General features: G+C 69.0%; 12 protein-coding genes. 4 read left to right on the forward strand and 8 right to left on the reverse strand.

Annotation, left to right across the window (positions count from 1 at the left end; all coding sequences use genetic code 11):
• Positions 1 to 15: 15 nt before the first annotated feature.
• The 5 genes from ACZ6C6_RS31725 to fxlM form a co-directional block, all read right to left on the reverse strand.
• The gene (locus tag ACZ6C6_RS31725; protein WP_469207843.1) at positions 16 to 975 is read right to left on the reverse strand and encodes a thiopeptide-type bacteriocin biosynthesis protein; all 960 of its coding nucleotides are present in this window, start codon (positions 973 to 975) and stop codon (positions 16 to 18) included.
• Positions 972 to 2,120 carry a lanthionine synthetase C family protein gene (locus ACZ6C6_RS31730; RefSeq protein ID WP_469207845.1) on the reverse strand — a complete coding sequence of 383 codons (1,149 nt, stop codon included), beginning with the start codon at positions 2,118 to 2,120 and terminating at the stop codon, positions 972 to 974. Before ACZ6C6_RS31730 ends, ACZ6C6_RS31725 begins: the two co-directional genes overlap by 4 nt.
• Positions 2,117 to 5,182: a lantibiotic dehydratase gene (locus ACZ6C6_RS31735; protein ID WP_469207847.1), complete on the reverse strand. Its 3,066-nt coding sequence runs from the start codon at positions 5,180 to 5,182 to the stop codon at positions 2,117 to 2,119. The genes ACZ6C6_RS31730 and ACZ6C6_RS31735 overlap by 4 nt, the downstream gene beginning before the upstream one ends.
• Before the next feature lie 92 nt (positions 5,183 to 5,274).
• Positions 5,275 to 5,475 (reverse strand): FxLD family lanthipeptide, encoded by a 201-nt coding sequence (locus ACZ6C6_RS31740; protein WP_469207849.1) that lies wholly within the window; start codon positions 5,473 to 5,475, stop codon positions 5,275 to 5,277.
• Positions 5,476 to 5,539: 64 nt separating this feature from the next.
• Entirely contained in the window at positions 5,540 to 6,853 is a 1,314-nt protein-coding gene (gene fxlM / locus ACZ6C6_RS31745; protein ID WP_469207851.1) for a methyltransferase, FxLD system, read from the reverse strand.
• A 281-nt stretch (positions 6,854 to 7,134) separates the two neighbouring features.
• On the opposite strand from fxlM, the gene ACZ6C6_RS31750 reads away from it, so the two are divergent.
• Positions 7,135 to 7,788: an HAD-IA family hydrolase gene (locus tag ACZ6C6_RS31750; protein ID WP_469207853.1), complete on the forward strand. Its 654-nt coding sequence runs from the start codon at positions 7,135 to 7,137 to the stop codon at positions 7,786 to 7,788.
• Between the two features lie 39 nt (positions 7,789 to 7,827).
• Here the strand turns inward: ACZ6C6_RS31750 and ACZ6C6_RS31755 are convergent, their stop codons facing one another.
• Together ACZ6C6_RS31755 and ACZ6C6_RS31760 are read right to left on the reverse strand one after the other, a co-directional pair.
• Positions 7,828 to 8,367, reverse strand: coding sequence for a GNAT family N-acetyltransferase (locus ACZ6C6_RS31755; RefSeq protein WP_469207855.1), 540 nt, complete (start codon positions 8,365 to 8,367; stop codon positions 7,828 to 7,830).
• The gene (locus tag ACZ6C6_RS31760; RefSeq protein ID WP_469207857.1) at positions 8,364 to 9,647 is read right to left on the reverse strand and encodes an XRE family transcriptional regulator; all 1,284 of its coding nucleotides are present in this window, start codon (positions 9,645 to 9,647) and stop codon (positions 8,364 to 8,366) included. The genes ACZ6C6_RS31755 and ACZ6C6_RS31760 overlap by 4 nt, the downstream gene beginning before the upstream one ends.
• Before the next feature lie 224 nt (positions 9,648 to 9,871).
• Between ACZ6C6_RS31760 and ACZ6C6_RS31765 the strand changes: the two genes are divergently transcribed.
• Together ACZ6C6_RS31765 and ACZ6C6_RS31770 are read left to right on the forward strand one after the other, a co-directional pair.
• Positions 9,872 to 10,414, forward strand: coding sequence for an ATP-binding protein (locus tag ACZ6C6_RS31765; protein WP_469207859.1), 543 nt, complete (start codon positions 9,872 to 9,874; stop codon positions 10,412 to 10,414).
• An 88-nt stretch (positions 10,415 to 10,502) separates the two neighbouring features.
• Positions 10,503 to 11,225 (forward strand): hypothetical protein, encoded by a 723-nt coding sequence (locus tag ACZ6C6_RS31770; RefSeq protein ID WP_469207860.1) that lies wholly within the window; start codon positions 10,503 to 10,505, stop codon positions 11,223 to 11,225.
• Positions 11,226 to 11,246: 21 nt separating this feature from the next.
• Here ACZ6C6_RS31770 and ACZ6C6_RS31775 read toward each other — a convergent pair whose 3' ends face one another.
• The gene (locus tag ACZ6C6_RS31775) at positions 11,247 to 11,474 is read right to left on the reverse strand and encodes an Imm53 family immunity protein (protein ID WP_469207945.1); all 228 of its coding nucleotides are present in this window, start codon (positions 11,472 to 11,474) and stop codon (positions 11,247 to 11,249) included.
• 299 nt (positions 11,475 to 11,773) lie between these two features.
• Between ACZ6C6_RS31775 and ACZ6C6_RS31780 the strand changes: the two genes are divergently transcribed.
• Positions 11,774 to 12,361, forward strand: a complete 588-nt coding sequence (locus ACZ6C6_RS31780; RefSeq protein ID WP_469207862.1) for an Imm21 family immunity protein — start codon at positions 11,774 to 11,776, stop codon at positions 12,359 to 12,361.
• Positions 12,362 to 12,374: the final 13 nt, after the last annotated feature.

Raw genomic sequence — 12,374 nt, forward strand, 5'->3', positions numbered from 1 at the left:
GCTTGTCTCGGTTGATCAGGTTCCGAGGAGGGCTTCTCTTGCTGCCCGAGACCAGATGGATTGCTGTTTGACTGAGAAGCCCATCCGGTTCCAGTGAAAGAGGATGTGACGCGCGAGGACGGCGCGCTTGCCGGTGCTGAGTTTGTTTGATTCGGCGGCCTCTGCGAGGCGGCGGCCGTGATGTTGCAGGGACTCGATCCACGGGTGGATGGGTGTGAGGGGTCCTGTCGTGAGGAGGGGATGGGCATCGGTCAGCAGGAGGCGCTTCATGGGAGCCCTCATGCTGCTGACCTGGTGTGGCGTCACGTCATGTGGGAGCGGCCGTCGCTCTTCGACGCGGGCCCATACGTCGCCCTGCTCGCCTGCCTCCAGCCCGGCCGCCCGCATGAGGAGCGACACGGCAAGGAGCGATGTCTCCCTCGCCCCCAGTACGGCGGAGGCCCCTTCCGCTCGAATACGTGCGTAGTCAAGGACGCCTTCGCTGTCCGAGTGGAACAGAGCATGGGCGAGCGGCATTCCGGCGGGTCCGCCGAATGCGTTCGATTCCGGCTCGTACAGGGCGGGGTGCCAGCCGGCGGCCACGCCCCGTGATCTGGAGTCCTGGAGGACTGCTGCGATGTGGTCGGTGACGGCCTGCGCGGTTGCCCCCGGCGCCGGGTAGCAGCGCAGGCGCCAGTGCGGTGCCTTTCGTACGAACCACCATTGGCCGACCGGTCCGTCTGCGTGGAGGCCGGGGAAGAGGCAGGTGCGGAAGGCATCCTCCGCGCGTTCGTAGTCCACGAAGCGAATGTTGACCTGGTGCCAGCCGAGTGGGGCCGCTTTCAGCGCGGCCCGGCCGGCTGACTGATAGTGCTCGATTGCCTCGGCGAGCTGCGCGGGCGGGACGTCAATGACTCCTGCGGCATCCTCGACGCGTGCGCCGTTGAAGACGCTGTGGATCGCGTGCTCGACGCGGACCGGGTCGTAGTCGGTCACGTCAGGAGGAGGCAGGCGTCCCACTGCCCCCCGGGTGTAGTGGAAGCCTCGGCGTCCTGGTATGCGAGCGCCGCGCCCGCGCGGCCGACGAGGAAGCCGTCTTCCTCGGGGACTGCGGCCAGCAGGTATCGCTGCACGAGCGGTTCGATGCGGTTGGCGTACTCGCTGGGGCTGTCCGCGTCGGCTGCGACGCGCTGCACCGTGCGCAGGACGCCACCCACCCCGTGGCAGAGCCCGCCGTCGGCCAGCAGGTCCAGTTGGTGAGGGTCGGCGAGGCAGTAGCTGAGGGCTCGTTCGGCCATGCGTTTGCGGTCGGTGTCTTCCAGGACGATGCCGGCGAGCTGTTGCGCGCGTACGAGCCCCGGTGTGCCATAGCACCAGCTCGGTGCGGCGGGCCGGGTGGGCGAGGCGCCGCGGTGACTGATCCAGCGCGGCCAGCGCACCCCGTGGGCGTCGCTTTGCCGGATCTGGTCGAGCCATCGGCAGATGCGGCGGATCGCCTGTTCCTGGTGGTCGGTGTGTACGCCTGCGCGTATGGCCAGGGAGAGTAGTGCGAGCGGGCCGGTGATGCCGTGCGCGAGCCCGGCGTTGGCGTGCCCGCCCGGGGTGGCGCTCTGATCGGTGGCAGGAGCGTGGCTCACCCACCAGCCGGGAACGGTCTGTCCGGTGTGGTCGGTGAGCGGTTCGGTGAGGCGGACCAGGTAGTCCAGGATGCCGCGCAGTTCGGGGCCGTGGGGATTGCGGCGAAGGAGCAGGGCGCCGATCCCGGTCAGGCCGCGCAAGAGGTCGTACTCGGCGAACGTAGTTCGCCGGCCTGCGTCGATCCGGTCGTGGGCGGCCGCGAGCCGTGCGTGGGTGTGCGCGGTCACGACCTGGTCGAGGGTGTGCAGGGCCCCGGCGTAACGGTCGGTTCCGTCGGCGGCCAGGTGCAGGGCGAAGGCCATCGCCGGAGCGCCGAGGAAGAGACCGGCATCGCGGCCCTCGATGAGCGGGCCGGTGGCGGCGAGTATGCGGCGGGCCTCCGTCCAGTCGCCCGCACCGCGCAGTGCGCGCTCGATGTGCAGCAGCGCCGTACTCAAGGGGCCATGAGCGAGGGACTGGCGTGCGGACAGGGAAGTGTCGGGGGCGGACGGGGCGATGGTCACCGCGCGGCTCCTTCGGTGCGTACGGTCCAGGACAGCGCGGCGGCGCGGACCATGCGCCGGCATAGGGCCTCGGCGTCGGGGTCGATTCCGGCGACGCGGTTGTGGTGCATGTGCAGGAGGGACGGCAGCACGTTCTCCGGTGCGGGGCCCGGCCGCAGGAGCTTGCTGCGGTAGCGGGAAAGGGCGTCGCGGCGACGGGCCCAGGCGTCGAGCACGGCGTCGCCACCGGGGAAATCGTGCAGAGACGTGCCCGGGTCGTCGTTCTCGGTGAGCCGGAGGACGAGAGCCTGCGTGTGCCGGGGCGCCGTCGCTCCGTTGCCGCGCAACAGGTGTGCTGCCAACCAGGCGTGTGCTGCGCCGGGAGAACCGAGGAAGCCGGTGGCGATGTCCATGTACGAGGCCGCCGTGATGGCCGAGCGCAGCTCTGCGGGGAGACCGAGGCGCAGTTGCGCCAGCGCGGCCACCGAGTCGGCGGCGAAGTAGCCCTCGGCGGCGGCCAGGGCGGGGCCCGTCCCGTAGCGCCCGGCTTCGGGAACGTAGGTGTCCCACTGCACGCGTTGTACCAAGCCCTCATCGCGTAGTGTGTCGGCCCACTGGGCGACTTCCCAGGTCGTATCGGCGAAGTTGCCGGGCCTGGGTAGGTTGAGGCGGATACGGAGATGAGGGTCGGGGTCCGCGTACCGGACGAACCACGCCCCGGGGTCCGACAGACCACCGACCAGTTCCGAGGAGCCTTCGTACGCGAAGGACTCCCGGAACGCGGTTGCCACGTCGTCAAGCAGGTGCGGCAGGTGAGTACGGAGCACTTCGTCGGCGCGTTCGGCACTCCCGTACAGCTTCAGGTACCCCGTATCGGCCGTGCCCGGTGTCTGACCGTCCGCCCGCCGGGCCACGGTGTGCCAGCGGGGGGCCGGGGCGGTCGGCTGATCGGCGGCGAAGGACATGGTCACCTCGTGGGCGCGGCCGATCCAGCCGTAGGCGCTCTCCTCCGGTGCCTCGTGCAAGGACAGGGTGCGTTGGCGTTCCAGTTCTGCGCACAGGAGGTCGCGGTGGCCGGGTTGGTCGAGGTCCAGGCGGAGTTGCTGGTCGGTGGAGCCGACGAACACCGTGCGTGGTACGCCGTAGCGGATGCGCCAGTTGATGAAGTCCTCCGTCCAGCGGTTGGCGTCGGGAAGGTCGCGGGCGTGCAGCCGCCAGCAGGCTGCCGACAGGATGGTGCGGCCATAGCGGACTTCGGGAAGGAACGGCAACCGGGCTGCGACGCCCCAGGCGAAGGGTAGGGGGATGGCGGTGTGGAAGCGGTGGACCTCGGTCAGGAAGCGGACCAGGGGATGTGTGGCGGAACTCAGCTCCACCGCGCTCATCATCGAGGCTTCCAGGCATCGGCCCGTGGAGAGCGAGACGAGGTAGAGGCGTTCGGAGTCTGCGACGACCCCCAGGTCGTCCAGGCCGGTGGTGGCGTCCGGGTTGTGCTCGCCGACGGCCAGTACATCGGGGGCGACCAGGGGAGCACGCCCTACGTTGGAGGTGTGCCGACGCAGAGGCGGCGAGGAGACCTGGGCACGGACCGCGCCTTCGGTGAGGGTCGGCAGGCTGCGGTACGCGGCCTTCATCCGGTCCTGGTCGACGGTGTCCAGCGTCGGCAGGAACCGGCCGGAGAGGGTGCCGGCCGCGAGGGACAGTCCGACGGTGGAGAGGGTGAAGCGTCCCTCCGTCAGCGCGCGGGTGGAGTGTGCGAAGACGGTGAAGCACAGTTCGACGTGGGCCGGGAGTGCCGTGGGCTCGCCGACGGTCAGCGCCTCGATGTCCTCTTCCGTGAGCACGATTTCGCGCCGGTCGGTCAGAGCGGCGTCCTGCGCGAGGGCGAGCAAGTGTTCGTCGCGCGGCGTCGTCGCGAGAGTGGGGCGGGGCAGGACCGTTCCGCGGTATCCGACGGGGAAGCCGAGGCCGGTATCGGGGCTCGTCAGCTCACGGACCGGCACGATGGTGCCCACGCTGTAGCGGTCCAGGAAACGTGCCCGGTAGTCCTGCCAGGCCGCCGAACCACGCGGATAGGGCGTGATCCGGGCCATCAGGGTCAGCGCCTTCTCCGCCTCCCGGGCCACCGCTTCGGGCAGGATGACGTCACCGTCCGGGCGCACGTTCACAACGAGGCTCTGCTCGGCGACGCCGCTGAGTGCGGCCATGGCGTCGGTGGCCTGCGCGCGCAGGCCCGGCTGCTCGGCGGGACGGGCACGGTCGTGGCGGAGCAGCAGGCCGTGGATGTCGCGCAATCCGTCAGCCGTTGAGGTGCCGGCGCCGCTCTCATCGACCCGGGCGATCAAGTGGCCCAGAGCGTCAGGGGCGGTCATCGGCGCCTGGAGATCGGTCAGGAGTACCCGGTGCGTGACCAGCGCGCGGATCATTTCCTCAATGGCGGCATCGGTAACTGCCGGGAACTCGATGCCGAGTTCGGCCACCAGGTCGCGGACCCGGATCGGGGTACGGGCGAGCCACAAGGCCACTTCGGCGGCACGGGTGCGTCGCAGGCTGGTGTCCGTCGGCCCGTCCTCGCCTGGCTGGTTCATCACGGTGATCCGGGAGCCGCGTACGAGGTGGGTGGGGTCGGCGACGACCGTTAGGCATGGGAGGACGCAGGGGTCGCTCTCCAATGCGGAGGTGATGCTGTGCAGCCATGCGGCGTCGGCCCGCGCGGTCGCGCGGGCCAGCGGGCCCCAGTGGACGTGTGCGTCCTGCCCGGTACGTGCCACGGTCGGCCCGGCGAACAGCCCGAAGGGGGTCGCCCGGAACCGCATCCTGAGCAGGTAGCGGCCCAGGGACCGGCTGAGCCGGCGAAGGCGGCTGGGTTTGACCGGCTTGCCCGCCAGCAGGTCCCGGACGGCGTGAGCCAGCAGAGGCGAGGCGTGGCTGATGGCCGCCGCGCGGGAGGCGTCCGCCCAGACGTCTTCGATCCAGGCGCGGGTCTTCTCGACACCGGCCTCTTCACCGGGCCAGTCGAGGGCGGGGGCGGCGAGCGGAACCATCGATACTCTGATCATGGTCGCGTCAATTTGGCGGTACATCCGTACTCCTCTCGGATTGTGCCCCCGGGGGCTGGCGGTCTGCCCCGCCCGCCCCCGGGCCCCGTCAACTGCGGGGTTCTGGCACCGCCGGGTCAGCTGCCGATGCAGGTGCTGTTGGAGCAGGCCGACTGGCAGGTGGAGGTGCAGTTGTCGCCGGTGTCGTTCAGTAGCGCGCCGATGACGGGCGCCGAGGAAACCGTCTCGATGTTCAGGTCGAAGTCCCCGGCGTCGCCGCTGAAATCCGTCGCCGCCTTCAGCGCGGTGCCGGACGTGGTGCTCATCTGCTGTGCCATCTCGCTCTCCTTCAGGGAGGTGATAGAGGATGTGCTGTGCAACCTGGAGGCGGCCCGGGGCGGGCTACGGCCAGGTGATCGAGACCCGCGAGTGCCGCCGCTCGATGAGCCGGCCGTCAGCGGGAAGACGGTCGTCCGGAGTGCCCGCCGGACAGACCTCGATGTGTGCGCGGTCACCGCGGTGCTCGCGGTCCCACACCTGGATCTCCTCGACCAGGCGCCCGGCGAGCTGCTGCCCGCGCGGGCCGTGACCGATGGCGCCCAGCTCGTAGCGGTCCTCCTGATCCGTGGCCCGCGCCGTGCGGTACGCGAAGCTGTCGCCGTCCACGAGCGTGGGGATGCCGAGCGGGGACACCGAGGCGACGAGCCCCCGTTCACGCGCGCCCGGCATCGCGGCCAGCAGTGGCAGATTGTCCAACGCGGTGGTCAGCCACAGATCGAGATGTTCGTTGGACTCGCTGCCGCCCAGCGTCACACCGGACCACCGCGTGTTCCTCGGCATGGAGAGGGCCTTGGTCAGAGCTTCGGTGTCCGGCTCGGGGTGACCGTCCAGGCGCAGAGCGACCTGCTCGCCCGCCACGTCGTGCAGCACGGCGAGGCGGACCCGGTTCTCCCCGACCCCCTGCATTGGCACGAAGCCGCACAGCTCGAACCCGTCGCTGACGAGCCGGCCACCGTCGCGGACGAACGCCACGGTACGGGTCATGCCACGCATCCGCAGCGGGACGACGAGACGCCCACCCTCCTTGAGCTGGTCGAGCCAGGCCGGCGGAATGTCGGCCGCCTGCACCGTCACCACGATCCGGTCGAATGGCGCGCGGTCGGGCACCCCGCCCTCCGCATCCGCGGTGACCACGGTGACGTTGCGATACCCGGTCTCCTTCAGGAAGGCCAAGGCACGCCCCGTCACCTCCGGATCGATGTCCACGGTCACCACATGACCGGTGTCGCCGACAACTTCCGCCAGCAGGGCGGCGTTGGGGCCGCCGGAGCCGATTTCGAGCACGGACATCCCCGGAGCGAGGTCGGCCTGCTCCATCTGCATGGCCTGGACACGCGGCGCGGACACCGAGCTGATCTGCACTCCGTGCTCATCGGTCTTGGTGATCGTCGCGACCTCGGCGCCGTATGTCGATACCAGGTCTGCGTCAGGCGTGGCGAGATGCCGACGAACGTTCCGGAACGCGGCGATCACGCGGGGGCTGCGGGCGGCTCCCAGTTCGATGAGGCTCTGGGTGAGCGCATTGCGCAACTCCTGCTCTGACGGAGTCTCCACGCTGTCCGTGGTGCTCGTGTTGTCCACGCTGTTCTCCTCCTCGGCTGCTGCGCCGAGCTCGGTCGGGTGGGTGCGGGGTGTGCTCGGGGCCCGAAGAGTCATCTCGCGCCATGGTGGTAACCGCTCGACGGTCCGGCCCGTCACATTCGGGCCGCTAAGCGGCTGTCCGTGTGGCGGCCAAGCCGTATGCATCAGATAACTCCGACTTAGCTGAGCCTGGTTAGGGGGTTTGGAGCGGAACGACGATGAGCCGCTTAGGGGGTTTTGGCGATCGCTTTACCTCGCACCGTGTGTGCAAATCGCTACGTTGTGCTCAGGGGTGTCGTCCGCAACAAGATCGTTGCGGCGTGAATGGCCGACTTATCAAGGAAGGTGATTGCCGGATGCCGCACAGGGGCGACGCAGTGGGCGAGCGCGGACTGATCCTCGACTTCGCAGGGGTGCTTACCGCCAGTCCGGTCGAAGTCCACCACGCCTGGTGCGAGTCGGAGGGGCTGGCCCCGGGCGCGTGGCGCGGCACTCTCAACGATCACCCCGAGGGTCGGCGGCTTTACGCGGCTCTGGAGATCGGGGAGATCGGGCAGGCAGAGTGGAACGAGGGCACGGCGGCGCTCCTGGGTGCGCACGTGGATCCGGTGAATCTGATGGGACGGGCCTGGAGCGGAGTACCCGTGGCTCCGCGGATGGTCGCGCTCGCTCGTGCTGCGCGGGCAGCCGGCCACCGGCTCGCCCTGCTGTCGAACAGTTTCGGTCTCGACCCGTTCAACCCGTACCAACACCTCCGCATCTGGGACCTGTTCGACGTGCATGTCGTCTCAGAGCTGGTCGGCGTGGCCAAGCCCGATCCGGCGATCTACCAACTCGCTCTGGACCGGATCGGGCTGCCTGCTGAGCAGTGCGTGTTCGTCGATGATCAGGCGGTGAACCTTCCGGCGGCCGCCGGTCTGGGCATCGCTACGGTTCACGCCGAGGGCGAGAGTGAGGCCGTAGCCGTGTTGGAGGCACTTCTCGGTGTCACGGCGATACTTGAAGTCTGAACCAAACCGTCCTCCGATCGGCGGCTGTCTTGCGACTGGTTATCCGATGGGGCGGATCATCACGGTGAGGACTGGCGAGGCTGGTGACGGCTGGCTCTGGCCGATGTTTTCGTAGCCCCATGACCTGTAGAGCGCGTGGACCTTTCCCTCGCCAGCGGCGCCGTTGACCATGAGCGTCACGTACGGCTCATGTCCGGTGGCGAGGAGGGTGTCGTGGATGCGGCGGGCGGTGCCGGTCTTGCGCCAGGACGGGTGGACGCCGATCTCCTTGAGCGCCATGGTCGGGCGCTCGGTGTACTTTTCCGCCGGGGGCGGGCTGGTGCGCTGCCAGTAGCGGTCGCCGTGCTCAATGGTGTTGCTGTACGCGTAGCCGACCGGCTGGTTGTCCGCGTACGCGAGGACGGCTGTGAACCCCGGTTCGGCGGCGTGCCGGTCGATACGTTCGCCGAAGGCAGTGACCGCGTAGTTCGGCAGGTGGAGCAGCGGGGCGCGTACCTCGGCGTATACGTCGAGGAGGTCACCGCGGATGGTGTCCAAGCTGGTGAAGGTGCGCAGCTCCGTGGCGGGTACGGTGGTCATGCGGTCGTCCTCCAAGTGATGGTGTGCTCGGTCCACGTCTGGACGGTGGTGCTGCGCGGCGCGGTGGCGCGGAGGGCGGCCCCGAACTCTTGGAGCATGCGCGACACGCGGGCGTGGCGGGTCGCGGCATCTGCAGAAACCCTTATGGCGGTGGCAGTTGCGGCGTCGGCGGCCCCCTGAGCGAGGAGGGCGTGAGCGAGACGGGTCGTGGCGATGGCACGGGACCTGGCCATGTGAGGTCGGAGCGATGCCAGGCAGCGGTGGGCGTGATACTCGGCGGTCGGGTAGTCGCCGAGCGCCAGGTACGCGGAGAGAGCCAGAGAGTCCAGTTCGGCTTGATCGTAGAAGGCGAGCAGCCAGACGGGCCGGTGATCAGCGGGATCGGCACGCAGCATGGCGTCCTGAGCCTGTTCGAACGCGCGACGTGTCTCGGTCCGGTTCTGTGCCGTGCCGTGGATGGCCCCCTGGCGGGCCAGACCGAGGGAAGCGAACAGTGGGTCACGGCGGGTGAGATGCAGGTTGCGAGCAACGTCGTTGGCGGCGATCGCGTCGGCGGGGCGGCGCATGTGCCGGTACATCGTGCCTGCGTGACTCCAGATGCGGAACTTGATCGCCTGGTCACCGGACATCTCCGCGAGGGCCTGCGCCTCGCGCATGTGCGCCTTCGCAGCGTCGTAGCGCCGGCCGTCGATGGCTGCCCACATCGCGGACGAGCGGAATGCTGCTCCTGAGGCGTACAGGCTGTTGCGTACCCTCTGGGTCGCACTGCCCGCGTTCTGAAGGTTGAGTGCCTCGTCGGCGAGAGCGGTCGCCTGCTCCTCGATGCGAGGTTGCCCGCCGTGGCGGTGGTCGTTGGCGATGATCTCGGCGAAGCGCTTGTTCAGCCGGTTGACGTCGCTCATGCCGATCCGTCGGGGTGATGCGGTCCCTGGGGCTGCTGCTGCGGCAGCCGCCGCAGCAATGCCGCCGACGAGGGTACGGCGCTTCATTTCGGGGTCCTCCTGCTGCGATGAAGCTGGGGTGGGCGAAGATCGGCCCCGTGGCACGAACCCTAAGGCGACGGCGGGTAATCCCGTCACCATCTCAAGTGCCGTGCGGGTTGCTGACTTCGGCCAAGTGACGCGGCCGGCCTTCCACGCGCGGATCGATGACCCGTCGAGCCCGCCCATGCGTCCCGTCAGTTCTTCGACAGCGCTGTTCACGGCCTCGGCAAGGCTGTTGGAGCTGTGCCCATGCTCGGTCATCCACGCCTCAAGGAGGGTGTTACGGATCGCCACCATGCGGGCACGGTAGCCGCCGGGCTCTCGGCCCACCACGTAATGGGCAGGTCAAAACGCCCTAGGCGAGGTCGCTCGATGAGTGCTTGAGCGCCCTAACCAGCCTTCGGCAGAACGGAGTTATCTGGATGTCGGTCACTCTTTGCGAGTGCTCGGTGACTACTTGTTCTCTCTGCAGCAGGAGGCTCGCCATGCCCCACCAACAGCCCCGGAGGAGCCGGCTCGCGTTGGCGGATACGCTCAATGCCGTGGCTCTGGCGCGGCTGCACACTGCCGATGTTCTCGTGGGCTGGGGAGTGGCCTCCGACGCGGTCGAGACGGCGAAGCTCCTGGTTTCCGAGTTGGCGACCAATGCCGTGGGGCACTCGGAGGACGGCGAGGCGCCGACGTCTTTGCCTCCGTCGCAGAGCGGCGTGGAGACCTTCGAGCTGTTGCTGGAGGTCGTCCCCGGCGCCGTCAGGCTGTCCGTGCGGGACCGCGATCCGAGGCCGCCCGTTCTGAAGGAGGTTGGTGTCGATGCGTTGGGCGGGCGGGGGATCTTCATCGTGGCGGCGATGAGCCGGGCTTGGGGGTACTACCCGGCTCGTAACGCGCCGGGGAAAGTGGTGTGGGCCGAGATCGCGCGTGCTGCCACGGGGCCGAATGCGGGCCGCGACGCTTCGACGTCGTCTCCGGGCCTGCCCCAGACGGATGGCCTCCGGGCACCCAGAGACGCACGGGCCGAGCCGAACCTGATCGGTCGCGTGCTCGTCGGCATCAAGGATCTCTGAGCGCGCCGACCGACTGGCTGTACGTCCCCGAGCGGCCTGCCACCGCACACGCATGCAGGCGTTCGACCTACTTCACAAGGATTACCCGATGACGAAGTCGCTGACGACCGCGACGGCCACGGCTCGCGCCCTGGAGCTGGTCCTGGAGTACGCCGGTCTCAGCTTTGAGCTGGAGGAAGGCCCCGCGCCGGGTGGTTGCCGCCTGCGGTTGACTCCCTCGGCCGCCCACCCCTGGACGCACGGAGACGTGCGGGCCCACTTGCTTGCCGAGGGCGTCGTCGCCGAGGTCGCACACGGCGAACAGCCCTTGCTGTGCCCCGGCCACGAGCTGGTCCTCACGCTGCTTTCGGAGCAGGAAGTCCGCTCCCTGGAACGGCTTTTCGCGAATTACCTAGGCGAGGTGCAGAAGGCGGCACTGGAGCTGCATCGCGCGCTTGCCCACGTCGGCGTCGAACGACATCTCGAAATCGAGACCGTGGGGAGCCGGGTCCTCATCGATATCGGCATGTTCGATACGGGCGCGGCCACACTGCTCTGCCGCAGTCTCGGCGGTGACGAGTCGGTTCTGCGTGCCCTTGACCTCGGGGACTGGCATGACCACGAGCGGTTCGCCAAAGAATTGGAGCGGGTGATCGCCGCGACCGGCCAAGTGCTGCCCGTCGAGTCGGTGCCCACCTGCGGGCACTGCCGGAGCCGGCACGGCGGCCACCACATCCGCTTCGACTGCCTGGACGCCGACGACGCGCTGCTCCTCGCGGGCACGCTCTTCCGGACCGCCGCATCGGCAGAATCGGCCGGTTCCGACAACTGACATGCCGAGGCTGTGCTCGTCCTACCGTTCGCTGAGGGTGTTCTCAACCGCCCATTCACGAAACAGGGTGAGCGCCTCAGTGAGGTTGGCTGGTCCGCACGCGGCGTGGAAGGTCATTTCCGAGGTCCAGGCCATGACCCAGTCGTTCCTGCCGCGTTTGAGGTCCTGGCAGGAGATGGTGTGTCCTTCCAGGTCGGTGTCCTCCAGGTCGATGCGGATTGTCCAGCCGGGGTTGTCGCTTGTGTCGATCTTGACGCCCCACTCGTGCTCCCAGTCACCGTCGCACTGTGCGGAGTACCAGGACCTGCAGCCAGTCCAGGACGCTCTCGGCTTCGTTCATGGCGCGAGATGTTGGTCCGCCGTGAGTCCAGGACCTGACGCGGCTACTTGCTCTGGAAGTCGCGGTGGCCGAGCGGTGCGTGCGTGAGGGCCGACCGATCGGGAGGCTGTGCGGCTGGGCGGTTCCTGCGAGGATCCGGCCGTACCGGCCACCCGTGTGAAGAGCTTCGTCGGTGGCCTTGTCAGTGGGCGGGGGCACACTGGCCGGCATGATCACCTCCTCATCCGCTGCAAGCGGTGCCTCTGACTGCTCCCGGGTCTGGGTGGAGTCGTTGGGCGGCCCCTTGATCGTCGTCCCCGTCTCCGCCTTGGCCTCCTGGGGCGGAAGCACGGAGAGCGGACTCATCGCCGGAGACGGCACAGCCCCGGACGACTACGACCGGGCCTGCGCGGTGGACGATCTGGCCGGTGTGATTCCCCTTGACGAGGAGGGCGCGCAAGCGCTGGTACTGGCGGACGAGCCGGCCACCAGTTGCTATCTGCCCCAGCACCGGACGTTCCTCCGGTGGCTCGCCGCCGACTCCGAGGCCGGGTTGAGAGCCGCGGCGCACAAGGTCCTCGCAGACCCGGACACGGTGTGGGAGGAGTGCGGCACGTGGGCCACGGACGGCCCGGCGGTGCTCATGGACTCTGCCGAAGCGGGTTCCGACCTGGGCGTCGAGTACCCCGGTGGCGGGATGCCCGCCGCGGCATCGGTCTCGCTGCCCGCGGGCCGCTGGCGGGTACGCGCCACACACACCGAGGCGGACCAGGAGAGTCGGGTCGGCCTGGTCCAGCTGCTGGCGGCCGGGGCCTGAACGGTCAGTTGTG

Source organism: Streptomyces sp. NPDC041814, assembly GCF_055590565.1.

What these genes read in the sequence shown, in the direction of transcription:
- ACZ6C6_RS31770 (WP_469207860.1), top strand. Translation starts at nt 10,503, where the DNA reads ATGACGAAGTCGCTGACGACCGCGACGGCCACGGCTCGCGCCCTGGAG.
- ACZ6C6_RS31780 (WP_469207862.1), top strand. Translation starts at nt 11,774, where the DNA reads ATGATCACCTCCTCATCCGCTGCAAGCGGTGCCTCTGACTGCTCCCGG.
- fxlM (WP_469207851.1), bottom strand. Translation starts at nt 6,853, where the DNA reads ATGACTCTTCGGGCCCCGAGCACACCCCGCACCCACCCGACCGAGCTC.
- ACZ6C6_RS31735 (WP_469207847.1), bottom strand. Translation starts at nt 5,182, where the DNA reads ATGTACCGCCAAATTGACGCGACCATGATCAGAGTATCGATGGTTCCG.
- ACZ6C6_RS31760 (WP_469207857.1), bottom strand. Translation starts at nt 9,647, where the DNA reads ATGGTGGCGATCCGTAACACCCTCCTTGAGGCGTGGATGACCGAGCAT.
- ACZ6C6_RS31740 (WP_469207849.1), bottom strand. Translation starts at nt 5,475, where the DNA reads ATGGCACAGCAGATGAGCACCACGTCCGGCACCGCGCTGAAGGCGGCG.
- ACZ6C6_RS31750 (WP_469207853.1), top strand. Translation starts at nt 7,135, where the DNA reads ATGCCGCACAGGGGCGACGCAGTGGGCGAGCGCGGACTGATCCTCGAC.
- ACZ6C6_RS31755 (WP_469207855.1), bottom strand. Translation starts at nt 8,367, where the DNA reads ATGACCACCGTACCCGCCACGGAGCTGCGCACCTTCACCAGCTTGGAC.